Source organism: Rhodospirillales bacterium, assembly GCA_016712595.1.
Taxonomy (GTDB): domain Bacteria; phylum Pseudomonadota; class Alphaproteobacteria; order Rhodospirillales; family Defluviicoccaceae; genus Defluviicoccus.
This window is the reverse complement of the sequence record JADJQT010000001.1, coordinates 212,535-239,161: the sequence shown is the minus strand read 5'-3', so window position 1 is coordinate 239,161 and position 26,627 is coordinate 212,535. Positions and strand designations below refer to the sequence as shown.

Genomic DNA, 26,627 nt, shown 5'->3' with positions numbered 1-26,627 from the left:
GAAGAAAGGGCGTGTCCAACGGGGACGCTGAGCAGGCTCGCGTGTTCGTCGCCCCGCCTGTCCAACCCAGCGAAGACGCTCGTCAGACCGACGAGGGGGCCGGTCGAGGGCACCGCACGTAGGGTGTCGCAGCATACCTGAAGATTGAATGCGAGATAGCGGTTGTCGACACTGTTGGTGTTGACGATCTTCGATACCGACCAGGGCAGCCAGTCCATCAGCGCCGCCTTCACCGGCCGGCTGGCGAGCGCCGACATTCGGATCTCGATGGACGGCCGATGGATGCAACGTCTTCATCGAACGGCTGTGGCGGTCGCTGAAGGACGAGGACGTCTATCTGAAGGGCTACGCCGACGGCCGCGAGGCGCGCGTCGGTATTACCTCGTGGATCGGCTTTTACAATGGCCGACGTCCCCATCAGGCGCTGGCCGCCCGGACCCCGATGGCGGTGTGGCGCGACGGCATCCACGGCACCGTGGCCGGCAACGCCGTGGACATGACACTTCGTTTGGTCGACGCGGCCGCGTCGACCACATGCCCACCGCGACAACAGCAACAAACGCCTTGCGTGGCGTGATCGACAAGGACAGAGCCGGCCAGCCTCCCGATCAGGAACGATGCTCCAGTGGTCCCACCAAAGGGGTCCACTTCACGTTCGCTCACACTCTCGAACGCGGCGGTATGCACCGGACCTGGCGGCGCCGCCGGGAAACTGTCCACAAGCGCCACCTGATCCACGTCGCCGGCCTCAGCCTCGGCATCCTGATGCGCTTGCCGATCGGCGCCGGAACTCCGAAGGAGGCCGCAGCCCACGGCCGGGTGCGGCCGTTCGTCGTTTGCCGCGAGGAAATCCTGACGACGCTCCTCGTCGCTGTCCCCGACTCGGACGGCGGTGGCGACTTCGGCCTCCTCGTCGTCGCCGCCACCGTCAACCCGACATGATCACAACAGACACATCGTCAACGGACGGCTAAGGCGCGCCGCTACTGCGGCCCGTTCGGCCCGTACTTGATCAAAAAGACGTCCCCTGCGCCGACACTGTTGCCCGGCCGCGGCTCGCTGGTCCAGCCCACCACATAGACGTTACCGTCCGCGTCGGTGGCGACGCCCGTGACACCATCATCCTCGGCTGTGCCCAGCTGGTGGCGCCACAGCTCGCGGCCGTCGCGATCGAAGGTGATGACGAAGGCGTCGTGTCCGCCCTTGTATGCGCCGAAATGCCCGTAGGTGTCGCCGACGACGTGCACCCGGCCGTCCGGCCCGGTCGCGATCCCGGTAGCCCCATCTACTTCGTACGTCCCGAACTGCTTGATCCACTCTGGGTCGGCCGCCGCGGCCGTGGTGGCCGTCACCAGCAGGGTTGCGGCGAGTATCGTGCGCAGTCTGCTGCCCATCGTCCGTGCTCCTCTCCCCAAGATTCAGGTGCCGGCGCCGAACCAAGTCGGCCTCGCGGTCGAGATCGCATACGTCGAGAGCGGGTGACAGATACCGAAAAGGTGTTCGCGTGCTGCCCGTACGCCCCCTGCTGGCCAGCCCCCGTCTCACGCAATGACCATCGTGGCAGACTGCCGGCCACGTACCGAGTGAAATGTTCATGTTATCATCGAGCGCCGATGCACCCGGCGATCGCACGCTCGGCGCGATACACCATTAAACCGCCCCGGGTTTGCCGGAGGCTCTTCCCTTTGAGAGGATCGAGCAGTGGACAAGCCCGGGAATCCTGCGAAATTTTCGTCTGAGATGCGCGAGCGCGCGGTTCGGATGGGGTTCGAGCATCGTTACGAATATTCCTTTCAAGTGGGAGACGACCGTTCGAACCCATACCTCAAGCGCTTAGGAAAGCGTCGATCCGTTGTGGTCGCCCTGCACTCCGGTTTCTCAGTCACGTTGCATCCGGCCGGGCCAAGTTAGATCACGTCCGTCAAGGTGGTGTGAATTTGGCGGCGGTCTTCAGGCCTCCTGGTCAGGCAGCTTTTGTGAGAGCGTTGGGCATGGCGACGCCCGCGTCGTCGGCGAGGCCGGTGATTGTCTCCAGGGCCAGGTAGCGGTGCTACAATTGCCACTCGTCGTTTTGCTCCATGAGGATGGCGCCGACGAGGCGGGTGATGCGGCCGTCCGCGCGCGCCTGCGGGAGCTTGCCAATGAGCGCCGTCGGTCGGCTACCGGCGGCTGGCGATCCTGCTGAAGCGGGAAGGCGTGAGGATGAACCTGAAGAAGGTCTACCGCCCCTATCGGCAGGAACGGCTCGTGGTGCGTCGGCGCGGGGGGCGCAAGCGGGCGCTCGGCGCCAGGGCACCGGCGGCCGTCCCGCAGGAGCGAACCAGCGCTGGAGCCTCGACTTCGTGTCCGATGCCCTGAACGACGACCGGCGCTTCCGGGTGTTGAACATCGTCGACAACTTCACCCGCGAGTGCTTGGCGGCGGCGGTGGACATCTCGCTCGCCAGCCGCTGGGCGAGATGCAGGGCTTGGCCGCGACCCTGCTCCGAAAGCTCGACGTCGATCGAGCCGGCAAAGCGGTCCTCCGCAGACAGTATCGTCGCGCCGTGACGGACAAGCAGCAGGCGCGTGGCCACGAATCGTTACTCCTTACGCCTGTGGGTCTAAACGGAGGTGGGGGTTGGATGTCTTTACAGCGCCGGGGACTTGATCAGCCGACGTTTCCAAAACGGCATCCTCGCGTGCCCAGTTCTTGGCGCGCTCGACCGCTCTGCTCCACCGCTGGTAGAGTCGCGTGCGTTCAGTCTCGTCCATGCCCGGGGTGTAACGGCGGCCGAGGCGCCACTTGGCGTTGATCTCGGACCGCTCCGACCAGAATCCGGTGGCAAGACCGGCGAGAAAAGCGGCGCCGAGCGCGGTGGTCTCGTAGACCTCCGGCACCTCCACCGGTACGCCGAGAATATCCGATTGGAACTGCATCAAAAAGCCGTTCCCGGACGCTCCGCCGTCGCAGCGCAGCTCCTTGAGCGCGATGCCGGAGTCCAGCTCCATCGCCTCGACGACGTCGCGGGTCTGATAGCAGATCGCCTCCAGCACCGCGCGCACCACATGAGCCCGCGAGGTTCCGCGGGTCAAGCCGATCAACGCGCCGCGCGCATAAGGGTCCCAATGCGGCGCGCCCAAGCCGACGAGCGCCGGGACGAAGTAGACGTCGTCATTCGACCGCAGCGACTTTGCCAGCTCTTCTGTCTCAACGGCGTTCTCAATGATCTGCAGGCCATCACGCAGCCATTGCACCCCCGCGCCGGTGATGAACACCGCCCCTTCGAGCGCGTACTCGACCGGCTCGTCGCCGATGCGCCAGGCGATCGTCGTCAGCAGGTGATGCTGGCTGCGCACCACGTCGTTGCCAGTATTCATCAGCACGAACGAGCCGGTGCCATAGGTGTTCTTGGCAAGCCCCCGATCGTAACAAGCTTGGCCAAACAGTGCCGCCTGCTGGTCGCCGGCGATCCCGGCGATCGGAATTTTCCGGGTTCCGAAAAATATCTCGGGATCGGTGTGACCGTAGACGTGCGACGACGGCATAACCTCGGGAAGGATTGCCCGCGGCACATCGAGGAGACGTAAAAGCTCGTCGTCCCAAGTCAACTCGTTGATGTTGAACAGCAAGGTGCGCGAGGCGTTGGAATAGTCGGTGATGTGGGCGGCGCCACCGGTCAGGCGCCAGACCAGCCAGGAATCAATGGTGCCAAAAGCGATTTCACCGCGTTCGGCGCGGTCGCGCAGTCCCGGGGTGTGATCGAGCAGCCACTTGATCTTGGTTCCCGAGAAGTAGGGGTCGATAACCAGACCGGTCTTGCGTCGGACGAGGTCTTCGAGGCCTTTGTTCTTGAGTTCCTCACAAAAGGCGGTGGTGCGCCGGTCCTGCCAGACAATGGCCCGCGCAACGGGGCGTCCGGAGTCGCGTTCCCATAACACCACGGTCTCGCGCTGGTTGGTGATGCCGATGGCATTGAGTGCGCTCGCGCCGATGTCGGCGTCCTCCAGCGCCGCTTCGATCACGCCGAGGGTAACCATCCAGATTTCCTCGGCGTCGTGCTCGACCCAGCCCGGTTGGGGAAAATGTTGGGTGAACTCCGAGTATGCGCGGCCCTTGATGTTGGCGTTGCGATCAAAGATGATGACCGTCGATCCCGTTGTCCCCTGGTCAATGGATAAGACGAATTGTGTATCCATGGAACAAATATTCCCCTACATTCGTGAAATAAAATAGACGCCTGACGGTTTGTGTACTTGTTACATTCGATTAAGCGTCAAGCATGATTTACGAAGTCCTATACTCATTCGACGAATGAGACGGCGGCGGTTACTGTTTACGAGCATGATGTCGCGCGAATAGCTTTTCAAGCGTGAATACGAACATCGGCCCGGCGGGTTGAGCCGTGGGTATTTGCCGGGTCTTGAAAAGAGGCGCGGAGGACGACGACGAGAAAATTCCCGGCGAGGACGATGATCGGCGAGCGATCTCTCTTCGGTGGCCTGGCGCCCGCAGGGGTCGAGCGAATGTGGGCCGCGAGGCGGACGTACGGGCGGATCGGATTGCGGTTGTCTCGAATAGCGGCGAAAATACCCCAAAACAGTATCGTCAACCGGACACGTCCGGCAGGGGGCCGTCATGGCAGCGCGGAATCTTGTAAGAATCATGGGGGGAAAAAAGCTCACGGCGGGACGGCCAGCGCCGGGGAGGCGCCCGCGCGGAGCACAGATTCAGCTCGCGTCGATTCTCTTGTTTGCTATCGTCGAACTCGCTGCCATGTCCCCGGCGCTCGCCCAGGAGTGGCTCTATACGGTGCGACCTGGTGACAATATCTGGTTGATCAGTGAGTTCTATCTGCGGGACACCAGTTTTTGGCGGGCATTGCAGAAGCTCAACGCGATCGCCGACCCGCTGCACCTCCTGCCAGGCGAAAAGCTGCGTATCCCGGTCGCTTGGCTGAAGATTCAGCCGGTGCCCGTACGCATCATCGCCACTGCCGGCGACGTCTCTGCCTTACGCGCCCCGCAAAACGATCCGCGTCCGGTCTCCACCGACGACCTCCTCTACGCCGGAGACGAAATCAGGACCGGCGCGGACGGAAGCATCACAGTCGAGTTCGCCGATGGCTCGCGACTCTTCCTGGCCTCCAACAGCCGCCTGGTCTTCGATTTACTCAGCGCGTTCGGCCAATCAGGCATGGTTGACTCCCGGATGCGGCTCGAGTACGGGCGAAATCAGTCAACCGTGCGCCCGGTTTTGGACGCCGGCTCGCGTTACGAGACCTGGACTCCGGCCGGCATTTCGGCCGTTCGCGGCACCGAGTTCCGCACCAGCGTCGCCGAGGGCGGTCGGCGGATGAACACGGAGGTGCTGCGCGGCACCGTCGAACTCTCGGCTCACGGTTCGACCGTCAAACTTGCCACCGGCTTCGGCGCGCGCACCGAGCAAGGCCAGCAACCGGGCCGGGCGGTTCGATTGCTACCGCCGCCGAAGCTCGTGGACATCCCCGCGGTTGAAGAGCGAGTGCCGATCCGCTTGCAGGTCGAGCCGGTGGACGGCGCGGCGGCCTATCGCCTGGAGATCGCGCCAACCGCGGCGTTCACTTCGCTGCTGTTCGATCGTGTCTACCCGACGGCCGTGTTCGGCGGGATCGATCTCGACGACGGCGCCGCCGTCCTTCGTGTTCGTGCGATCGATGCCTTGGGGTTGGAGGGGTATACATCCACGCATGATCTGGTGGTCGACGCCCGTCCAGAGCCACCGCTGCTGATGCTGCCGCAACAAGAAGGCATGATCTTCGACGGCAAACCGGTCTTCCAGTGGACGGAGCCGGATGGCGCCGTCTCGTATCATTTCCAACTCGCCGCCAGCGACGATTTTGCCGAGCCGCTTCTCGACAATGCCGCGCTGACCACGGCGGGCTACGTGCCGCCGCAGACGCTGGCGCCAGGGACGTATTTCTGGCGCGTCGCCGTAACCGACCGCTCGACAGAGAAGGGGCCGTTCAGCGACGTTCAGCGCTTTCGTGTCCCGCCGCCCGGCCCGGTCGCGGAACCGCCGGAGAGTGACGGTGATAAGCTCCTGTTCCGCTGGCCCGAAGGCGCGCCGGGGGAGCGATATCGATTCCAGGTTGCGACCAATCGCGCGTTCGACGCGCCGATCGTCGACGTCGTCGTCGACGAGCCCCGGGCAGAAATGCCGCTTCCCGATTACGGGACGTACTATTTGCGGGTGCTCACGCTCGACGATCAAGGCGGCGTCCTGCGTCAGGGGGCCGTTCAGGAAATCAACCTGAGTCCGCCATGGTATTGGCTGCTCTTCATTCCGGCGGGCGCCGTCATGTTCGCCCTCCTATTATGAGTTCACGCCGCCGGCACCGGCTCGTATCAATCGCGGTGGCGCTCGTTCTTGCGGTGTTGAGCGCCACGAGCGCGCGCTTCGCGATCTTCGAGCGCATCGACGCTGGTTTGCATGATTGGCTGGTTCCGCTGTCCTTCCGGCCGGCGCCGCCGGATATCATCATCATCGCCATCGACGCGTTCAGCCTTGATGCGCTCGGCCGGTGGCCATGGTCGCGGCGGCGTCATGCCGAGCTCATCGACATCCTTACCCGGGCGCACGCCCGGGTCATCGGTCTGGATCTGCTGCTCATCGGGGCCGACAACGCAGATCCGCAAGGTGATCTTTCGCTGATCGAGGCAATGCGCAGAAGCGGCCGCGTCGTTCTGCCGGTAGCGTTCGACCAAATCCGCGCCGATGGCTTTCCGACGGAGGTGCTTCCCGATGCGGCGTTCGTCGATGCCGCGGCGATGCTGGGGCACGTCGATGTGGTGACCGATGCCGATGGGATCACCCGTTCGGTGTTCTTGAAGGCGGGTGTCAGCGTTCCGGTCTGGCCGGCGTTTCCGCTCGCCATGCTGCGCGTCGCACAGCCTCAAGATTACCCGTCCCCTCAGGCGCAGCGGAACGCGAACGGCGAGGGCGCGTTCCGACTACTGTGGACGCGAGATCGCGAGATCCTCGTGCCATTTGCCGGGCCGCCTGGTCATTTTCGCCAAGTCTCCTACGTTGACGTTCTCGAAGGGCGTGTCAATCCCGCGATGTTCCAGAATAGCCTCGTTTTGATCGGCGTTACCGCGGCGACACTTTCGAACACCTTTTCGGTTCCACCTTCGGTCGGCGAAGAGCCGATCTCGGGCGTCGAGTTCAATGCGATGGTCCTCGATGCGTTGCGTGCGGGCATCATCCACCGCCGGCTCGAACCGGACTTGGGAGCGGCGATCACCGCCGTTGCCGTCCTGTCCGCGGCGGCGTTCTTCCTTTTTCGTAAGGCGGCGCTGAGCGTCTTCTTGCTGTTCGCCGTCTCTATCCTCGGCTTTGCGCTGCTCCTGGTGGTTCTGATCGGCGCATGGTTCGGACCGACAGCGGCCCTGTCGGGTCTTGTGCTCGCCTTCCTCTTGCGGCTCACGCTCCACGTCCGCGCCCAGTCGGCAACGCTCGCGGCTGAGCGTGAACGGACGCGCGCGACCTGGGATTCCCTGGGGGAGGGCATCATCGTCGCGTCGCCGTCGGGGACGATCGACTTCATGAACGCAGCCGCGGCGCGGCTGATCGGCCGGACGTTCGAACACGCGCGCGGACGGCCGATGTTCGATATGGTCGATCTTCGCGATGAGGTCTCCGATGGGTCCATTGAACGACGTGACCTGTTCGACACCTGCAGCGAGGAGGAGAATCGGCGGAGCGCGCGGGATTTTGTTCTCCATCGCCCCGACGGTCAGACAAGGCTGGTTCGCGTATCGATCGCACGCCTTCGCAATCCGAATGGCGCGCAGAAGGGAACGGTGCTGGCGCTGAGTGATGTGACCCTGGTGCGACGGCTGGGACGGGCCATCGAGTACAAGACGACCCACGACAGTGTCACGGGTCTTCCCAATCGCCGGCAAATGGAGAGCATTCTTGCGGGATTGTTGGGCGCGTCGGGGGATGGGACAACCTCGGTCGGGGTTTTGATCGTCGATGTCGACGACTTCGACATCGTCAACCAGCGCCTCGGATACACCGGCGGTGATGCGGTCCTGCAGTCGCTGGGCGAGCGGCTGCGCCGGCTCGCCAACGACGGCGCAACGCTGGGAAGACTCGCCGCCGACGAGTTCGTGCTTGTCGTTGCGGATGTCGCACGCGAGGACTGGCTCGGGTTCCTCGCCCACCGCATGCGCAAAAGCATCGAAGCATCGGTGACAGTCGCCGGGTTTAGTCTGCAACTGACCGCCAGCATCGGCGTCAGCGTGTTTCCAAGGGACGGCGGAACCGTCGACGCGCTGCTTAACCAAGCGGGACTGGCGGCGCGTCGCGCCAAGGACCGGGGCGGAAACGCCGTCTGCTTCGCTACCGAAGCCGGCAATGTCGAGGTATTGAGCCGGTCAAAACAGTATATCGCCCTCGCCAAGGCGCTTCAGGACGATCGTTTGACCCTGCATTACCAGCCGCAGGTGCGCATCTCGACCGGCCGAACCGTCGCCATGGAGGCGCTATTGCGCTGGCCGATGGACGACGGCCGCACGCTGACCCCTGCGGATTTCCTCGGCGTAGCAGAAGACGGCGGCCTATGGCCGCAGATCAGCGACTGGGTTGTCAGACGCGGGCTGGCGCAGTTGGCGGAGTGGCGCCGCAGCGCCGCTGAACGCTGCCGTCTTTCGGTCAATATTCCGGCAGGAGTAATCGCCTGTCCCGCATTTCGCGAGACCCTTGCCGGCAGCGTCCGAAATGCCGGACTGCATCCGCGCGATCTCGTGATCGAGGTCTCAGAGGCGCCGCTCATCCGCGACATCGACCAATTCTCCGAGCCGATCCGTGCGCTCGCGGCGATGGGAATCGTCGTCGTCGTCGACAACGTCGGCGTCGGCATGTCCTCGCTGCTCCATCTTGGGGCGCTGCCCATTTATGGCCTGAAACTCGACCGGACTAATGTCGCCGATGCCTTCACGGACACAGGCGACGCCGCGATGCTCGCCGCCGTTCTTGCCCTCGCCAAAAGCATGAACCTCCATACGGCGGCGGTTGGGGTGGAGACGGCGCGGCAACTTGACGTCCTTGGCAGTTTCGGATGCGAAGATGCTCAGGGGTATTTATTCGGCCAACCGATGTCGTCCGCAGAGACGATGCGCAAATTGCTGAAACAGGTTTCTGACGGCCAGCGATAAGCCGTCTACCCAGCCGCCGAAATTGCTGGGCGCGGACGAAATCATCTCGCGTTGGGCCGCCCCTTTCGCTATGAATGTTATAGTATACCAATTTGGTGAGCGGCCCTCCAAAATGACTTCCCCGCTGCTGATGGGGCTGCCTGCCCGACTCGGGATCGTGATCGTTCTCATCGCACTGCTTTGGCTTGTCGTCCTGTGGGGAATTGCGGCATGAGCCATCAGAGGCAGGAAATGGCGAAAGCGCCGGGCGAGGATGTCGTCCTTGCCTTCGACGATCTCACCCTTGGTTACGACCGGCATCCGGCGGTCCATCATCTCGGCGGCTGTGTCGAGCGCGGCGATCTGTTGGCGGTGATCGGCCCCAATGGCGCGGGAAAGTCGACGTTGCTCAAGGGAATCAGCGGTTTGCTGCGTCCGTTGAGCGGCTTCATGCGGCTACGCGGAGTCGAGCGTCGCGACGTCGCCTATCTCCCTCAGCAGGCCGATATCGATAGAAGCTTTCCGATCAGTGTGTTCGATATGGTGGCGATGGGGTTGTGGCGGCGGATCGGCGCTTTTCGTCCAGCGCGAAAAACCGACAAGATCCGCGTCGCCGAAGCGCTTTGCACCGTGGGCCTGATGGGGTTCGAGCGGCGCCTGATCGACTCGCTCTCCGGTGGACAGATGCAGCGGATGCTGTTTGCCCGACTGCTGCTGCAGGACGCGCCGCTCATCTTGCTGGACGAGCCGTTCACGGCGATCGATAGCCGGACGGCTGACGACCTGCTGGTGCTGGTCCGGCAATGGCATCGCGAACGCCGGACCGTTCTTGCCGTGCTCCATGATCTGGAGCAGGTGCGCAATCACTTCCCCCGCGCCCTGCTGCTGGCGCGCGAGGCAGTCGCGTGGGGAGACACTGGCCAGGTGCTCACAACCACCAACCTTGATCGCGCGCGGCAACTGTGCGAAGCGTGGGATGAATACGTTGGGATTTGTGAGCGTGCGCACGAACAGGCCGAAACATCGGGTGGAACGGGGCGATGATCCTCGATGGCCTGATCGAGCCGTTCGTTGCATTTTCGTTCATGCGCCGGGCGCTCGTCGGCTGCCTGGCGCTGTCATTGGGGGCCGCACCTGTCGGCGTGTTCCTGATGCTGCGTCGCCTCAGCCTGACCGGCGACGCCATGGCTCATGCCATCCTGCCTGGCGCCGCGCTCGGTTTTCTTGTCGCCGGCTTGTCGCTGTCGGCTATCACGATCGGCGGACTGGCTGCGGGTCTCCTCGTCGCCGTTCTCTCCGGACTTGTCGCACGGGCGACGACGCTGCGCGAGGATGCCAGCCTTGCAACCTTCTATCTGATTTCCCTCGCTTCGGGCGTGTTGATCGTCTCCACCCACGGCAGCAACGTCGATCTCCTACATGTGCTGTTCGGCACGGTGCTGGCTCTCGACGATGCGGCGCTGGTGCTGATGGCCGCCATCGCCTCCGTCACCTTGCTCACGTTCGCGGTCGTCTACAGGATGCTGGTGCTGGAATGTCTCGATCCGCAGTTCCTGCGCTCGGTGAGCCGGGCGAGTTCACCGGTGCATTTCACTTTTCTGGTGCTCGTCGTCCTCAATCTGGTCGGCGGATTTCAGGCACTCGGCACGCTGATGGCCGTGGGCCTGATGATCCTGCCCGCGGCGGCGGCGCGCTTCTGGTCGCGCAGTATTGCCGGGCTCATCGGTTTGTCCGTCATCGTCGCTTTTGCATCCAGCGCCGCCGGCCTGTTGCTGTCCTATTACTACAACCTCCCGTCGGGCCCGGCGATCATCCTGACCGCCGGAGCCGTTTACATTGTCTCCCTGGTCTGCGGGCAAAACGGCAGCTTGCGCGTGCGCCGACGGCCCGGAACCCATCTGCAACGATGAGAGAGCGCAATCGCTGGAGTTAACGCCATGTCGTCTCGACGACTTTTCCTTCGCTTTATCGCGTCTTCGGCATTCCTGGTGTCCGGGGCCATCTTCAGCCCGATGCCGGTCCGCGCGGATCCGCCCGTTCCGGTGATTGCCAGCTTCAGCATCCTGGGCGACATGGTGCACGCGGTGGGGGGCGAACGGGTGCAGGTGACCACACTCGTCGGTCCGGACGGCAACGCGCACGTCTACCAGCCGACACCGGCGGACGCGCGGGCCGTCAGCCGTGCGCGGTTGGTTGTCGTCAACGGCCTCGGTTTCGAGGGTTGGATGGACCGGCTGGTCACGTCGTCCGGTTATCGCGGGCCAATCGTCATCGCCACCGATCACGTCGCGCCGCGAATCGTTGATGACGCTGAAGACGACGCGAAGGCAGCGGGACACGGGCAGCACGGCGACACCGCAAATACCGGCGAGCCATCCGAGAGCATCGATCCGCATGCGTGGCAGAGCCTCGCCAACGCGGCGATCTATGTTGCGAACATCACCGACGGCTTGTGCGCGGTCGATCCCGCCGGCGCGGACGTCTACCGCGCCAATGCACGGCAGTACACCGCGGCGATCGAAGCCCTGGATGCCGAGGTCCGGGCGAGCATCGCCCGGCTGCCTCAAGACCGGCGCAAGGTCGTGACTTCTCACGACGCGTTCGGCTACTTCGCCGCAGCCTATGGCATGCAGTTCATCGCACCGGAGGGCGTAAGCACGGAATCCGAGGCATCGGCCAAGGATGTGGCGAAATTGATCCGGCAAATCCGTAGTCAACATATCCCTGCCGTATTTATGGAAAACGTCACCGATCCCCGGCTGATCGAGCAAATCCGCCGTGAAACTTCGGCTGTCATCGGCGGCACCCTTTATTCCGATGCGCTCTCGCCACCCGACGGCCCGGCGCCGACTTATCTCGACATGTTCCGCAACAACGTCGCGGCCCTGACCAAGGCGCTCGCGTCCTGAGCGAGGATCGCGAATAGCGCATCCGCTGCATTGCTTGCCGCGCTTGGCATCAGACGCGGACGCAATTCAGCGGCAGCACGGCTCCGGCGCCGTCATCCCCCGCTATTGCCCCGCCATGCCCCCAAAACCATTGCTATCCAAAGCGTTACAGAACCTCCTTGCACGGCATCCCTGAGCATGTCATGACACACGTATACAGGGCATAAGCACGGCAAAAATAAGTTGAAAACCGGGCGGCGGGACACGCCAAGCCCCAATATGCGCCACGTTCGTGTCAGCGGACGACCGCTTGTTGCGGCCAAAACCGGATTTCCAAGATCGCGTTGAGGGCACGGCGAAGGTGGTGGGCGATGCGATTGCTTCGCCTTGACGCTGAGAGACTCGGACGTGCGCAGGCAAGGCTGTAACCAGCTTTCAGCGGACGGAACACGAGGTGTGCCCACCGATCAAGGTGACCGGCGAGGAAGAGAACTTCGGCCAGATCAGAGGGAGGGGATGCGCTTGGCGCGTGCGCGCCGTTACGCTCGGCTGAGCGTTCGGTAAAACAGCTCAAGGTGTCAATTTACGAAACGTTAGTCTCTCTTAAGGAACACGAGACTGGTGAAATGCGTCGTCCAAGTTAGCGGTGAACAGTACAAGCTGACAAACGCGAGAGGACAGGTCAAATGGCCAATGTTTACGGGACAAACGGAAACGACACGATTTACCTTGGGTATAGTTCCGGTGGTGTGAGCGGTTCGGTAACTACCGGGGACGATAATGTCTATGGCTACGATGGCAATGACTACATCAGTCCAAATGCCGGAAATGATTCCGTAGATGCCGGCAGCGGTGATGATACTATTTACGGCTATACAGGGAACGATACGCTCTACGGCTTGGACGGAAACGATACTATCAGTGGCGGCGACGGAAACGATGTCTTGTGGGGCGGAGGCACCGGAACCGATACGGTCGACGGCAACGATGGCGACGATTACATCTACGTTGCCACGAACCAAGCCGAATTCGACAGTATCCAAGGTGGCGCTGGTAGCGATACGGTCGGTAACTATATATCGGCAGACGTCGTCCTCAACACCTTCAGTTCATCGACTAACAGTATCGAGGTGTTTTACGGTAACGGCTACGGGATTGTCGGAAACGCAAACGGCAACTACCTTTACTTTTACGGTACCACTCTCAGCAATGTTGCCTACATCGATGGCGCCGGCGGAGATGACACGATCTACGGATCGAACGTATCGTCGGATACACTCTACGGCAGTGGCGGCAACGATGATCTTTACGGCTACGGCGGCAACGACAGTCTCTCCGGCGGCGATGGCAACGACACGCTGTGGGGCTATGTCGGCGTCGATACCCAGGACGGCGGCGGCGGCGATGACTGGATCTACGTCGAAGGCAGCGACGACGAGTTCGACGTATTGATCGGCGGCGCCGGGTCGGACACCGTCGACAACTATGGCGGCAGCGATCTCGTTCTCAACAACTTTTATTCGTCGGCTTACGGTATCGAATACGTGCAAGGAAACGGCTTCGATATCTCTGGCAATGATGGGAACAACTATCTCGACTTCTCCAGCGCCCACCTCTTGAACGTTCCGGAAATTCGCGGCGGCATCGGCAACGATACCATCTACGGCAGTTCTTACGGCGCTTCGAGCATCCTTGCCGAGGGCGGAGACGACGTCGTCTACACCTACGGCTATGACGACTACGTCCATGGCGGCGGTGGGCGCGACTACATCAGCACAGGCGACGGCGACGACAGCATCTTCGCCAGCGCCGGCGATGACACGTTGGTGGGTGGCGCCGGCAACGACACCCTCGACGGCGTGCTTGGGTCAGACTCGATGATCGGCGGCATCGGCAACGACGTTTACCGCGTCGAGAGCGCCGGGGACGTTATCAGTGAGGCCGGCGGCGGCGGCACCGACCGGGTCGAGAGCAGCATCACCTATACGCTGGGCGCCAACCTCGAAAATCTCACTCTGCTCGGCTCCGCAGCGATCAACGGCACCGGCAACGCCCTCAATAATACAATCATCGGCAACACCGCCGCCAACGTGCTCTCCGGCTTGGGCGGCCTCGATACGCTCGACGGCGGTGCCGGCAACGATCGCCTTCTCGGCGGCGACGGCAGCGACTCCCTGCTTGGCGGTGCCGGCAACGATACCCTGCTCGGCGGTGCCGGCAACGATACGCTCGACGGTGGTGCCGGTAACGACTCGCTCGACGGTGGTGTCGGCAACGACGTTTACCGGGTGAACACGGCGGGCGATGTCGTCTTCGAAGCTGCCGTGCCCGGGACCGATCGCGTCGAAAGCACCGTCTCGTATACGCTCGGCGCCAATGTCGAAAACCTGACGCTCACCGGTGGTGCTGCGATCAATGGCACCGGCAACGCCCTTGCCAACATCGTTATCGGTAACGGCGGGGCGAATTCACTCTTCGGACTCGCCGGCAACGATTCGCTGGTCGGCAACGCCGGCAATGACACCCTCGACGGCGGCGCCGGTAACGATACGATGGCGGGTGGCGCCGGCAACGATACCTACATCGTCAATGCGGCCGGCGATGTGGTCAATGATGCTGCCGGCGGAATCGATAGCGTTCGCAGCGCGGCAACCTTCACGCTCGGTACTGGTCTCGAAAATCTTGTCCTGACCGGCGGGGCTGCGATCAATGGTACCGGCAATGCCCTCGCCAACTCGATCATCGGCAATTCCGCCAACAACGCTCTGGGTGGCGCCGCCGGCAACGATACCCTCGCCGGCGGTCTCGGCACCGACTTCCTGACCGGCGGCGCCGGCGGGGATCATTTTGACTTCAACAGCATCGGTGAGGCCGGTCTCGGTGCCGGGCGTGACGTGATCACCGATTTCCAGACCGGCATCGACAAGATCGATCTTGCGGGAATCGATGCCAACACGCTGGTCTCCGGCGATCAGGCATTCGTCTTCATCGGGACCAGCGCCTTTACCGCCGCCGGACAGATCCGCTTCGCGGGCGGGATTCTCGAAGGGAACATCGACGGTGATAATGCCGCCGAATTCCAGATCACCCTCAGCACCGGCAGCGTCGTCGCCGGCGACTTCATTTTCTAGCGTTTCCGCCCCACTTGTCCCGGCCGCGGCTCACGCCTCGGCCGGGGCGAGACCTTCAAGCGCAGCTACTTCTCCGCAGGACCAGCCCAAGTGACCAGCGGCGATCCTGGCCTGCTCTCGCCCGGTCGTTGACAATTCGCGCCGCGCCGGCCTCAAGTGCATGGGAGACGGCAGCCTGTCCGGCGCGGTTGCAATCGCCTCTGCGCATCTCTGCAACCGCAGGGTCTCTAGGGCAGGAAGGCCGAGATCGCGGCGAAGCCCATGGCCCGTGAGGCGGCCAGCCGCCGCGCCGTGTCTTCATTCACCCCTCCAAGGGCGAAGACCGGAAGAGGACAGCTCCGCGTCCAGCGGACGAAGCGCAATACACCCAGAGGCGGCGCGCCGGGGTGGCTTTTCGTCGGAAATACCGGTGAGAGCAGCACGGCGTCGACTCCCGAGACCGCGGCACGCCGCATCGACGCGGGGGAGTGGGCGGCGGTTGTCACCAGCCACCGCGACGGCCGACACCGATGCCAGTGGCGCCGGCCGGCCCGCAGCATCGCGTCCGACAGATGCAATCCGTCGCAGCGGAGCTGACGCGCGAGGCGCCAGTCGCCGGCGATAAGCAGAAGGATGCGTTTATGTCGGCAGATCGGCCGGAGCCGCCTTGCGCCATCTTGCCGGCATTGCGCGTCGCGCTCGCGGAATATCACCGCGCTGCCCGCGGGAAGCCCACGGATCACCGCGAGCGGATCGGCTGATCTCTCGCTGTCCGTCATGGCGATCAGTCGTGGCAGCGATGGGTGAGCGGCAGGTGATTTGAGCCGCTGGCACAGCTCTGCTAGGCTCGCCATGGCCGCTCCGTCCGGCCACCCCTCATCCCCGGCCTTACGCATCGCCGAAGACCGGAACCGCAAGGAGGACCGCATCCATCGTGGACGTCGCCGCCAATCTCGCTTCGGTGCGCGCCGAGATTGCCGCCGCGGCCCGCACCGTCCGGCGGGCGCCGGAGACGGTGACCCTCGTCGCCGTGTCCAAGACGCATGGACCGGACACGGTGCGCCGCGCGATCGACGCCGGCCAGCGGGTTTTTGGCGAAAATCGCGTCCAGGAGGCGGAGAGCAAATGGCCAGACTTGAAACGCGAGGTTCCGGATCTCCGCTTGCATCTGATCGGGCCGCTCCAACGCAACAAGGTACGTCGGGCGGTGCGCCTGTTCGACGTGATCGAAACGCTCGACAGCGCTGAACTCGCGCGCGCCATCGTCGAGTGCGGCCGTCAGGAAGAACGGTTCCCAGCGGTGTTCGTTCAGGTCAATACCGGCGAAGAGCCTCAGAAGGCAGGTATTTTCCCCGAGGACACGGACGCGTTGGTACGCCTGTGCCGTGACGATCTCGGCCTTGCGGTTCACGGGCTGATGTGCATTCCGCCGGTGGACGAGGAACCCTCGTTGCACTTCGCCCTGCTGCGAGAGATCGCGCACCGCAATGGGCTGAGCCAACTCAGCATGGGAATGAGCGGCGATTTCGCCATTGCCGTGCAGTTCGGCGCCACTCACGTCCGCATCGGCACGGCCATTTTCGGCGATCGGCCTGCAGGCTTCGGCTAGACGACGCGCGAGCGGACTAGCACCAGCCCGCCTTAGGCGCCAATGCATACATGATCGCCCGGGGCGCACACGCGCAACAGCGCGCGGAGCGGATCGAGAGCAAGCGCAATGCAGCCCTCCGTAGGTCCGAAGTCTGGACGGGCGACGTGCAGGAAGATCGCGCTTCCCCGCGCCGGAACGACCGGCTCGTCATTATAGCCGATGATCGCCAGCAGGTCGTAGAGCGCGTCCTCGCGCCACATGCGCTCGTGGCGGGCCGGGTAGGGCAGGCGCACCGCCTTGTTATAGGCCGCGTCGCTCGGATCATCGCACCATCCGAGATCGGGATCGATCACAGCACAAGGAAGCGCTGTTTCGGGCGCGGCGAGCCGGTCCGAGCGAAAGAGAACGCGTCGCAGGGCAAATCGGCCGATGGGCGTGGCGCCGTCGCCCTCCTGCTTGGCCGCGCGCAGCCCGGAGCGGCCGATGGCGCACCGCGCGCTGCAATCGGGCCAAGCGAGGCCGCCGCTGGCGGAGACGGTGATGTCCATCTACAGCAAGTGGCCGCCGCGGCCGGCCTTCGTTCGCATGTAGACCTCATTGTGCCGGTTCGAGGGAAACGCGTGCGGAACTCGTTCTTCGACGACGATCCCGCAGCGTGCGAGGCCATCGACCTTCCCCGGGTTGTTGGTCAGCAGCCGTACGCGCGAGAACCCCAGATGCCGCAGCATTTGCGCCGCCGGAACGTAGACCCGCTCATCGGCATCGAATCCGAGCTGCTCGTTGGCATCAAGGGTATCGAAGCCCCGATCCTGTAACTCATAGGCGCGCAACTTGTTGACCAGACCGATGCCGCGGCCCTCCTGCGCCAGATACAGTAGCAGGCCGCCCCCCGCAGAGGCGATTTCGCGAATGGCTCCGCGCAGTTGGTCGCCGCAATCGCAGCGCAGGCTGCCGAGCAGATCTCCGGTAAAGCATTCCGAATGAATGCGGGTCAACACCGCTGCCGGCGGCGCCGGGTCGCCCAGCAGCACGGCAAGGTGTTCCAGGCCACCGTCATACGGCCGGAAGGCGACGATGCGTGCGTCCTCGGCGCCGAGCAGCGGAACGCGCGCTTCACTGACCGGCTTTAGACTGCGGGCGGCGGTGAAATCGTACTGAAAGACGTCCCCCGCATCGACCCACAGCAACCCATGGCGATTCGCCCAATTCGGCAAATCGTCCGCATCCGGGGCGTTGATCGCGGCGCTGACGACTGCCGGCAACAGCCGTGCCGTCTTTACCAGCAACACTGCCGCGCTCTCGCATGAATACTGTTCGGCTTCGCTCACCTGGATTGCTTCGAGCGGAAGATCGGGTTTTTGCGCCAACGGATCGGCCAGCGCCTGGACCAGGTCCGCGGTCAATCCGTCGGCGACGGCGGCGGCCACGGCCTTCAGGCCGATGCGCCCCAGACCGAGAACGGCCGCTCGACGCGAGGTGATCACCACCACGGGCGCGGTCGATGCCATATCGGCAAGCGAGCGCAGACTTTCCGGTGTGGCGGCCTCTGCCGCGAGAACGAGAGATGCGGTACCGCCACCGCCGGCGACGGCGACCGGACGGCCACGCCGCAGGTCAGCCATGGCCCGGTCGACAGAGCGAAGGCTGACCGGCTCGCGCGAAACGGGCACCGGTACGACGTGCAGGAAACGGCCCATGACCTGTCGACCTTATTGCCACTGCAAAAAACCAGACTAGCCGCGCGCGCTCCAGCGAAAAAGCCATTTCGGCAATGCTGGTGCAACGGATGAGACAGCCACCGCCGTTGTATAATCCGTTCCGGCAGCTATGCTCCCAACAAATCGCCGACGGGTACGATAGAGGGTTCAGTGACAGGCGCGAAGCGGGTGCTGCTGGTCGATGATGATGTAACGTTGCTGGAGATGCTCTCTGAACAGTTGCGGTTGCATGAGGAATTTTCCTCGCTCACCGCGGATACGGGCGCGCGCGCCATCGAGATCTGCACATCAGAGAATTTTGACGTGATCATCCTTGATGTCGGTCTTGCCGACATGGACGGACGGGACGTTTGTCGGCAATTGCGCCAAATCGGGGTGAAGTGCCCGATCATCATGCTCACCGGCGCCGATACCGAACGCGATACCATTTTGGGCCTCGACGCCGGGGCCAACGACTACATTACCAAGCCCTTCCGTCTCGGCGTTTTTCTCGCGCGATTGCGGGCGCACATCCGCCAGCACGAGCGCAGCGACGATGCCGTGTTCGGCATCGGCCCCTATACGTTCAAGCCGAGCGCCAAGCTTCTGGTGAACAATCAGACGCGCAAGAAAATCCGCCTGACCGACAAGGAAACGGCGATCTTGAAGTTTCTCTATCGCTCCGGCGGGCGGGTGATCAGTCGCGACGTTCTGCTCGACGAAGTCTGGGGATACAATGCCGGGGTGACGACGCACACGCTCGAGACGCACGTCTATCGCCTGCGCCAAAAAATCGAGACCGACCCGTCACACGCGTCAATTCTGGTCACCGAGTCCGGCGGGTATCGGCTGGCCTTGTGACAGCCATACTGTCATTCAGGCAAAAAAAGCGCCCGGCCAGGGGGGATAACCGAGCGCTTTAAGCTTCTCGAAGGAAGCTCGCGGATGGCAGGGGAACCATCCGGGGAAGCGCCTCACGAGGAAGCGCAATCTCCGCTTGGAGAGATGGCCTCGAATGCAATCATTACAAACGCCACGACTGCATCCCTGGTATGCAAAATATGCATGGAACTTTTTCGGCTTTGCCCACCATGGCCATGCCGCTATGGGGATTGGCGCGACGAGTTGCGGGGGTCTACGAAATGGAAAAGATCAGAACTGAGCTTCTCATTGAACGACGGATTGACCAGCGAGACGACCGTTGTCACGCCTTGCGCGTCCGTAACCGCCCAGCGGCGTAGTGCCAGCGATGATTCGTCGAAGATAAGGGTGATTGAACCCTCCCCCGGATGATCCTTTCGCACGACGGTAACACCCAGTGCATCGCCGCTATGATCGAGGTGGGTCACGACGAGCGCGTCGGATGATAATGAGATGTGTTTGTCGAGAAGGATACCGGCTGGTGTCGAATCGAGCGGGATGTAGCTCACCTGCTCAAGTTTCTTATCGTAATAAATTAAAAAATTTCCGTTCGCGACAACGAGAACTGGAACGGGAGGCTGATATTCGATGCGCATCTTCCCTGGGCGGGAGAGATAAACCCGACCCTGTGCCGTTTCTCCATTGGATGATTCCTGCACGAATGCCGAATCGACCGTGCGGATAGCATTGAGCTTATCTTCGATTTTTGACAGGGCCACCTGATCGTCTGGATCGAGCTCGAGGGTCGGCGACAGCGCCGCCACCGCCGGCGAGGGGCCGTCGGGAAGGCCCGAAAGGCTTCCGGCGGCGAACAGGATCGGCACCGCCAGAAACGGCAGCCGAAGGAGGACGCGGCGAACCCGATGCCAGAGCGAAACGGCGGGGAGGGAAAAGTGCGTTGAGCGGAGCGTCACTCTGATCTCCTGCGAAAGAAGGGCGGCACCACATCCGATGCGCGGCAGCGATATGGCGCAGTCCTCGGCAGCAAGACCGACGCAGCCGCTCCGCCCGGACGAGATATGGGATGGAAGAACGCCGACAACAGGGACGACGCGATCAGCTCGCTCGTTCTCCCGCCATTACTTCGCGCCGGCCCACCCGGTCCGCTTTCGAGACCAGCCCCTCGGCTTCCATGCGTTCGACGAGCCGCGCGGCGCGGTTATAGCCGATTTGCAGGCGACGTTGAACGAAGCTGGTCGAGGCTTTCCCCTCGCGAAGGACGATGGAAACGGCCTCGTCGTAGAGGGCATCGCTGGCGTTGTCCTCTTCGCTGCCCAGCCCCGCTGCGCTTTCCTCCTCCTCGGCTTCGGTTACCGCCTCGATGTACTGCGGCTCGCCCTGCGCCTTCAGGCAGTTGACCACCGCCTCGACCTCGGCGTCGGAAACGAAGGGTCCATGAACGCGGGTGACACGGCCACCGGGAGCCATGAACAGCAGATCGCCCTGGCCCAGCAGCTGTTCGGCGCCCTGCTCGCCGAGGATCGTGCGGCTGTCGATCTTCGAGGTGACCTGAAAACTGATCCGCGTCGGAAAATTCGCCTTGATGGTGCCGGTGATGACGTCGACCGAGGGGCGCTGGGTCGCCATGATCAAGTGAATGCCGGCGGCGCGAGCCATTTGCGACAGGCGTTGCACCGCAGCTTCGATGTCCTTGCCGGCGACGAGCATGAGGTCCGCCATCTCGTCGACGACGACGACGATCAGCGGCAAAGGCGACAGGTCGAGCTCCTGGTCCTCGAACTTCGGTTTGCCGTCGTCGTCGAAGCCGGTCTGGACCCGGCGCAGCAAGGCCTCGCCCTTCTTTTTCGCTTCGGCGATCCGGGTATTGAAGCCGGTGATATTGCGCACACCAAGCTGCGACATTGCCCGGTAGCGCTCCTCCATCTCGCGCACGGTCCACTTCAGCGCGACCACGGCCTTGCCTGGCTCGGTGACGACGGGAGAAAGAAGGTGCGGGATTCCGTCGTAAACGGAAAGCTCGAGCATTTTCGGATCGATCAGGATGAATTTGCAGGCGTCGGGGGAAAGCCGGTAAAGCAGGGAAAGGATCATGGCGTTGATGCCGACCGATTTTCCCGAGCCGGTGGTGCCGGCAATCAGCAGGTGCGGCATGCGGGTAAGATCGACGAGGAATGGCGCCCCGCTGATGTCCTTGCCAAGTGCCAGCGTCAAAGCGCCGCCGGCCTTTTCCATTGCAGCGGACGCGAGCAGTTCGCGCAGTCCGACGGTTTCTCGCCGCTGGTTCGGCAACTCAATGCCGATGACATTGCGGCCCGAAACGACGGCGACGCGCGCTGATACAGCGCTCATCGACCGGGCGATGTCGTCGGCGAGGCCGATCACCCGGGCGCTCTTCGTTCCTGGCGCGGGTTCGAGCTCGTAAAGGGTGATGACCGGTCCGGGGCGGACCTTGACGATCTCACCGCGAACGCCGAAGTCGTCGAGGACGGTCTTGAGCATGCGCGCGTTCTGCTCGAGCGCGCCGCGTCCGATGGCGTCCCCGCCGATCGATGGGGCGCTCAGTTGCAGGAGATCAAGCGGCGGTAGGCGATAATCGCCAGAGACCCCGCCGAAATCGAGCGCGCCCTGGGCCTCTTCCTCGGCCTTGCGGCCACTTTTCACCGGGCCCGATTTTGCTTCGACGACATCGCGCTTGAGGCTTGGCGCCTGCTTGACGTCACGCCGGGCGGCGGCCCCTTCCGGCATCGCGATGAGCGGCTCTCGCCGTTCCCGGGCGGGCGAACGGGTCTCGCTGCCACGATCGGCAATCCGCGCGAACAACAAGCGCCCGTTTGCCACGCCGGCGCGAACGGTGCGCGCGAACAGGCGCCAGTCGGCGATGGAAACGCCCATGCCGAAACCGAGGGCGGGCATTCCGATCGCAAATGCCAGCAGAGCAAGCGCAGACGGACCGACGATCAGCGGCGGCGCGCTGGCCAGGGTCTCGAACAGGACCGCGCCGATGACGCCCCCGATGCCGGCGGCGATCGGCCATGCCGCCGGTGCCGGTACACCCGCGCAGGCAATGCTGAGCAGCACGATCGCGGCCAAGAGGGACAGCGCCTGCAGGCCGAGACGACGCATGGGCCGCTTGCCGACGAGCCGCCAGCCCCAGCCGAAGAATCCCAGGACCGGAACGAGCGCGGCGCAACCGAATCCATGGAGGAGGACGTCGGCGACGAGGGCGCCGGGCTGGCCGATCAGGTTGACGGCGTCGGCACCCGTCGCGTTATTGAACGACGGATCGCTCGGATCGTAGCTGACGAGAGAAAAGAATAGCGCGAAGCCCATGCCGAACAGGACAAGCCCAGCCGTCTCAACCGCGCGCTTGCGCAGATAGAGGCTGGCTCCGGCCGGCAGAATTGCAAGTGTTCCCGTACGGATCATAACGGCGCTCGGCTCGATCGCGAAAAGATGCTGATTTATAGGATGCTGAGAAGTCTTCTTAAAGCATCTTCGGTACTTTCCAGATCATCGACGAGGGCGAGCCGGATGCGACTTGCGCCCGGGTTGGTCCCGTCGGGCGAAGGCCTTGCCAGATATGAGCCTGGTAGGACCCGCACGGCGCCTTCGCCCCAAAGCCTGCGAGCGGCGCGTTCGCCGTCGTCCACTGCCAGCCAGAGGAAAAAACCACCGATCGGACTGACGCGGCCGAATCGATCGTTGAGAAGACGCTCGGCGAGAGCGAATTTTTCACGGTAAAGGGCGCGATTGACGCGCGCGTGCTCGTCGTCACGCCATAGCGCAGCAGACGCCGCCAGCACCGGCAGCGGGACCGACGCGCCGCCGAAGGCCCTCAGGCGGCGAAACGCGGTGATCAGTTCCGGATCACCGGCGACGAATCCCGAGCGCAGGCCGGGCGCGCTCGATCGTTTCGACAGGGAGTGAAACACCAGGACGTTCCGGCACCCTTGCCCGAGGGCGGCACAGGCCTCGAGCCCGCCCGCGGGTGTTATCTCACCGTAGATGTCAGCATAGCATTCATCGAGGACGAGAACGAACTCGTACCGCCTCGCGAGCTCGACGGCGGCGATCAGGGCCGTGCGATCGAGGACGGATCCTTGCGGATTGGCGGGAGAGCACAGGTAGACGAGCGCGGTGCGGCGGAGTGTCGCGGGGTCAATGGCAGTGAGATCGGGTTGATTACCAGAGGCCTCGGTGGCTGAAAGGAAGACCGGCTCGGCGTGAGCGAAGATCGCGGCTCCGACGTATACTTGATAGAAGGGGTTGGGCATCAGCACCAGCGGCCGGTCTGCCGCGCCCGTCGTCGATGGGCGGACGATGACCTGGGCGACCTGGAAGAGGCCTTCGCGCGTTCCGGCGAGCGGAAGCACGTGGCGATCCGGATCGATCAAGCCATCCGGCAGGGCGTATCGGCGCCGCAACCACTGCGCGACCGCGGATCGGAAGTCGGCGGTGCCATCGAGGGGCGGGTAGCGGCCCCATCCGTCCGCCTGCGTCGCGAGCGTCTCGGCGACGAAAGCGGGCGGCGCGTGTCTCGGTTCGCCCACGGAGAGAAGGTATGGCCGGAGACCGGCGGGTGGTTGGATACCGTCCAGCAAGTCGCGGAGGCGATCGAACGGATAATCGGTGAGCAGACCAAGCAAGGGGTTCGGCATGATGCGGTGCGGATGTCCTCGATGATCGCGACCCGGGCATTTGCGCGTACTGGTTATCGCCGGACCGGGCAGTCCGACCGGGCGCCTCCTATTGCCGATAAGTACACCTGGGCCGGGCCGCGAAACAAACGTCGCGTCTGCCCGTTGGCGTGAATGAGCCCTTCACCGCGCGCAAAAAAAGGCCGGAAGGAACACCTTCCGGCCTAATCAAGCGTTGAAATCGTCAACGAGGGGAGAGGGAACTCAGCGAGTCGCCCCGACCCGAGCGATCGGCTACTGGACGGTCTCGCCGTGCAGGCTGAGGTCAAGTCCGCTGACCTCGGCCTCCTGGGTCACCCGAAGGCCGATGATCACATCAAGAACCTTGAGGATGATGAAGGAGACGACGCCGCAATAGATGACCGTAACCAGGACGCCTTCGATCTGCGTCCAGACCTGACCCGGATTACCCTCAATCAGGCCTGGGGTGCCGCCGATGCCCTCGACGGCGAAGACGCCGGTGAGGATCGCGCCGATGATTCCGCCGATGCCGTGGACGCCGAAGACGTCGAGCGAGTCGTCGTAGCCCATCTTCGGCTTAAGCCAGACGGCGCCCCAGTAACAGGCGACGCCAGCGCCGATGCCGATGAACAGAGCGCCCATGGGGTCAACGAAACCGGATGCCGGTGTGATCGCAACCAGACCACCGACGGCGCCGGAGATGATGCCGAGGACACTGGGCTTTCCATGCGTGATCCACTCGATGAACATCCAGGTCAACGCGGCCGTGCCGGTGGCGATCTGAGTGACGGCCATCGCCATCCCCGCACGATCGCCGGACGTCACCGCCGAGCCGGCGTTGAAACCGAACCAGCCGACCCACAGCAGGGACGCACCGATCAGACTGAGGATGAGGTTATGCGGCGCCATGTTCTCGGTGCCATAGCCTTTGCGCTTGCCGAGCACGAGACAGGCGACGAGGCCGGCGATACCGGCGTTGATGTGCACCACTGTTCCGCCGGCGAAGTCGAGGACGCCGGCGCCGCCGAGGAAACCGCCACCCCAGACCCAGTGGGCGATCGGGACGTAGACGAGCAAAAGCCACAGGGCCATGAACCACAGCATCGCCGAAAACTTCATGCGATCGGCGAAGGCACCGGTAATCAGGGCTGGGGTGATGATGGCGAAGGTCATCTGGAACATCATGAACACGGTCTCGGGGATCGTGCCCGCCAGCGCGTTCACCGAATCGAGCCCCATTCCTTTTAACAACAATCGATCAAGGCCGCCGATGTAGGTTTGCAGCCCGCCTCCGTCGGTAAATGTTAGGCTGTAGCCGACAATCATCCACAGGACGGTCACGAGGCAGCAAATGGTAAAGCTCTGCACCGCGACGTCGAGGACGTTCTTCTTGCGGACCATGCCGCAATAAAACAGGGCGACACCGGGGACCGTCATCATCAGGACCAGCGCCGTTGATGTCATCATCCAGGCGGTGTCGCCGGTATCGATCGGCGATGTCGCCTGTTCGACGGCGGTCACCGCTTCCTCTACGACAGTTGTCGAGTCTTGCGCGAATACGCCTGCGGTAACGGCCAAGAGAACGAGCACGGCCAGTCCGCCGGGAGCGAGAAGTTTCAACAGGAAACGCATTTGTTCGGCTCTCCTAAACGCGGTTGTTATGGTTTCTCCGGCCCGCACGGGACCAATTCCGTGGCTGCCACCCGACGTCGCCGCCCATCAGTCCCTCTTCTGATGTCGACACCACCGGCATCCGTGGTCTGTGAAACCGCCGTGCGTTTCTCAAACTTCGTGCCAGTCCTGGCTGTATCCCCCAAGCAATTGAATTGCTGAGGGAAACGACATCAGAGCTGACGATCAGGCGAATTTGTGCGTCGCGTTGAGTCTGCTCAACAAAACACCAAATGCGATTGTGCTGCCTGACTCTTGAGCATGGCAGGTCAAGATCACCGCCGGAACCGCGTGACCGCATCAATGCCCGTTGGACGCGACGGCGTCCGCGCGGGCAGTGCAGCGGTCGGTGGGGGGAGCGTGGCATGGCCGTTGTGGACGCGGAGACGTTGGTTTCTCCTAGAGGGCGTCGCTGTCAGTATCGCCGGTGCGGATGCGGATCGCGCGCTCAACGTCCCAAATGAAGATCTTTCCATCCCCAATCTTTTCCGTGCGAGCCGAGGCCTGAATCGCCTCAGAGACGCGCTCAGCCAGATCGTCGGGAACGACGACCTCAACCTTGACTTTTGGCAGGAATTGAACCGTGTATTCTGCGCCTCTATAGATTTCCGTCTGGCCTTTTTGCCGACCGAAACCTTTGACTTCGGTAACGGTCATTCCTTGGACGCCAAGAGACGTCAATGCTTGTCGGACATCGTCGAGTTTGAACGGTTTGATAATCGCAATGATCATTTTCATGCTTGTCATCCCTTGGTTCTGAGCGCCGCCGTATTCTACCTCCACGGCCGACCTGCCGGTTTCCACCGCTGATCGCGCGCGATGCGCTCTCTTCGGTGAAGGTTCCGAAAGCAGGAAGATCGGTATCATGAATCGTGCCACCGTGTAGATTTCCGAAAAAGCGCTTGCGCACCAAACAATTAGGATTAATCCTGCGGCCGGGCGCGGGGAGGGAGCGACTCGCCCGACGTG

At 63.2% G+C, this 26,627-nt stretch carries 20 protein-coding genes and 2 pseudogenes; 10 read left to right on the top strand and 12 right to left on the bottom strand.

Annotation, left to right across the window (positions count from 1 at the left end):
- Window positions 1–193 precede the first annotated feature (193 nt).
- On the top strand, window positions 194–577 hold the full coding sequence (locus IPK66_01045; GenBank protein ID MBK8173921.1) for a transposase: 384 nt from the start codon (window positions 194–196) through the stop codon (window positions 575–577).
- A gap of 406 nt (window positions 578–983) precedes the next feature.
- On the opposite strand, the gene IPK66_01040 is transcribed toward IPK66_01045, so the two are convergent.
- Entirely contained in the window at window positions 984–1,394 is a 411-nt protein-coding gene (locus tag IPK66_01040; protein MBK8173920.1) for an SBBP repeat-containing protein, read from the bottom strand.
- Between the two features lie 710 nt (window positions 1,395–2,104).
- Between IPK66_01040 and IPK66_01035 the strand changes: the two are divergent.
- A pseudogene (locus tag IPK66_01035) lies at window positions 2,105–2,444 on the top strand (IS3 family transposase).
- Here the strand turns inward: IPK66_01035 and IPK66_01030 are convergent.
- From IPK66_01030 to IPK66_01020, 3 genes and pseudogenes are all read right to left on the bottom strand, one after another.
- Window positions 2,423–2,575, bottom strand: a pseudogene (locus IPK66_01030) (histidine phosphatase family protein). The pseudogenes IPK66_01035 and IPK66_01030 sit on opposite strands and share 22 nt — an antisense overlap.
- Window positions 2,576–2,588: 13 nt before the next feature.
- Window positions 2,589–4,178, bottom strand: a complete 1,590-nt coding sequence (gene glpK / locus IPK66_01025) for a glycerol kinase GlpK (GenBank protein ID MBK8173919.1) — start codon at window positions 4,176–4,178, stop codon at window positions 2,589–2,591.
- Between the two features lie 167 nt (window positions 4,179–4,345).
- Window positions 4,346–4,591: a hypothetical protein gene (locus IPK66_01020; protein ID MBK8173918.1), complete on the bottom strand. Its 246-nt coding sequence runs from the start codon at window positions 4,589–4,591 to the stop codon at window positions 4,346–4,348.
- 164 nt (window positions 4,592–4,755) lie between these two features.
- Here IPK66_01020 and IPK66_01015 point away from each other — a divergent pair, with 164 nt between their 5' ends.
- The 6 genes from IPK66_01015 to IPK66_00990 all read left to right on the top strand — a co-directional run bounded on the left by IPK66_01015 (window position 4,756) and on the right by IPK66_00990 (window position 15,180).
- Entirely contained in the window at window positions 4,756–6,339 is a 1,584-nt protein-coding gene (locus IPK66_01015; GenBank protein ID MBK8173917.1) for a FecR domain-containing protein, read from the top strand.
- Between the two features lie 35 nt (window positions 6,340–6,374).
- On the top strand, window positions 6,375–9,182 hold the full coding sequence (locus IPK66_01010) for an EAL domain-containing protein (GenBank protein ID MBK8173916.1): 2,808 nt from the start codon (window positions 6,375–6,377) through the stop codon (window positions 9,180–9,182).
- A gap of 231 nt (window positions 9,183–9,413) precedes the next feature.
- Window positions 9,414–10,205, top strand: coding sequence for an ABC transporter ATP-binding protein (locus IPK66_01005; GenBank protein MBK8173915.1), 792 nt, complete (start codon window positions 9,414–9,416; stop codon window positions 10,203–10,205).
- Window positions 10,202–11,071, top strand: a complete 870-nt coding sequence (locus IPK66_01000) for a metal ABC transporter permease (protein MBK8173914.1) — start codon at window positions 10,202–10,204, stop codon at window positions 11,069–11,071. The genes IPK66_01005 and IPK66_01000 overlap by 4 nt, the downstream gene beginning before the upstream one ends.
- 27 nt (window positions 11,072–11,098) lie before the next feature.
- Window positions 11,099–12,070, top strand: a complete 972-nt coding sequence (locus IPK66_00995; protein MBK8173913.1) for a metal ABC transporter substrate-binding protein — start codon at window positions 11,099–11,101, stop codon at window positions 12,068–12,070.
- Window positions 12,071–12,735: 665 nt separating this feature from the next.
- Complete coding sequence (locus IPK66_00990; GenBank protein ID MBK8173912.1) at window positions 12,736–15,180, top strand: hypothetical protein; 2,445 nt, start codon at window positions 12,736–12,738, stop codon at window positions 15,178–15,180.
- Between the two features lie 227 nt (window positions 15,181–15,407).
- On the opposite strand, the gene IPK66_00985 is transcribed toward IPK66_00990, so the two are convergent.
- Window positions 15,408–16,013 carry a thiamine phosphate synthase gene (locus tag IPK66_00985; GenBank protein ID MBK8173911.1) on the bottom strand — a complete coding sequence of 202 codons (606 nt, stop codon included), beginning with the start codon at window positions 16,011–16,013 and terminating at the stop codon, window positions 15,408–15,410.
- Window positions 16,014–16,090: 77 nt separating this feature from the next.
- On the opposite strand from IPK66_00985, the gene IPK66_00980 reads away from it, so the two are divergent.
- Window positions 16,091–16,768: a YggS family pyridoxal phosphate-dependent enzyme gene (locus IPK66_00980; protein ID MBK8173910.1), complete on the top strand. Its 678-nt coding sequence runs from the start codon at window positions 16,091–16,093 to the stop codon at window positions 16,766–16,768.
- Window positions 16,769–16,800: 32 nt separating this feature from the next.
- On the opposite strand, the gene IPK66_00975 is transcribed toward IPK66_00980, so the two are convergent.
- Both IPK66_00975 and ribA read right to left on the bottom strand, forming a co-directional pair.
- Window positions 16,801–17,298 (bottom strand): L,D-transpeptidase family protein, encoded by a 498-nt coding sequence (locus IPK66_00975; protein ID MBK8173909.1) that lies wholly within the window; start codon window positions 17,296–17,298, stop codon window positions 16,801–16,803.
- The gene (gene ribA / locus IPK66_00970) at window positions 17,299–18,447 is read right to left on the bottom strand and encodes a GTP cyclohydrolase II RibA (protein ID MBK8173908.1); all 1,149 of its coding nucleotides are present in this window, start codon (window positions 18,445–18,447) and stop codon (window positions 17,299–17,301) included. It lies immediately after the preceding gene.
- 171 nt (window positions 18,448–18,618) lie between these two features.
- On the opposite strand from ribA, the gene IPK66_00965 reads away from it, so the two are divergent.
- Window positions 18,619–19,308, top strand: a complete 690-nt coding sequence (locus tag IPK66_00965) for a response regulator transcription factor (GenBank protein MBK8173907.1) — start codon at window positions 18,619–18,621, stop codon at window positions 19,306–19,308.
- Window positions 19,309–19,550: 242 nt separating this feature from the next.
- Here the strand turns inward: IPK66_00965 and IPK66_00960 are convergent, their stop codons facing one another.
- The 5 genes from IPK66_00960 to IPK66_00940 all read right to left on the bottom strand — a co-directional run bounded on the left by IPK66_00960 (window position 19,551) and on the right by IPK66_00940 (window position 26,396).
- On the bottom strand, window positions 19,551–20,282 hold the full coding sequence (locus IPK66_00960; GenBank protein MBK8173906.1) for an outer membrane lipoprotein carrier protein LolA: 732 nt from the start codon (window positions 20,280–20,282) through the stop codon (window positions 19,551–19,553).
- A gap of 142 nt (window positions 20,283–20,424) precedes the next feature.
- The gene (locus IPK66_00955; protein MBK8173905.1) at window positions 20,425–22,755 is read right to left on the bottom strand and encodes a DNA translocase FtsK 4TM domain-containing protein; all 2,331 of its coding nucleotides are present in this window, start codon (window positions 22,753–22,755) and stop codon (window positions 20,425–20,427) included.
- A 35-nt stretch (window positions 22,756–22,790) separates the two neighbouring features.
- Entirely contained in the window at window positions 22,791–23,987 is a 1,197-nt protein-coding gene (locus IPK66_00950; protein ID MBK8173904.1) for an aminotransferase class I/II-fold pyridoxal phosphate-dependent enzyme, read from the bottom strand.
- 273 nt (window positions 23,988–24,260) lie between these two features.
- Window positions 24,261–25,619: an ammonium transporter gene (locus IPK66_00945; protein ID MBK8173903.1), complete on the bottom strand. Its 1,359-nt coding sequence runs from the start codon at window positions 25,617–25,619 to the stop codon at window positions 24,261–24,263.
- Window positions 25,620–26,057: 438 nt separating this feature from the next.
- Window positions 26,058–26,396 (bottom strand): P-II family nitrogen regulator, encoded by a 339-nt coding sequence (locus tag IPK66_00940; GenBank protein MBK8173902.1) that lies wholly within the window; start codon window positions 26,394–26,396, stop codon window positions 26,058–26,060.
- Between the last annotated feature and the right edge of the window lie 231 nt (window positions 26,397–26,627).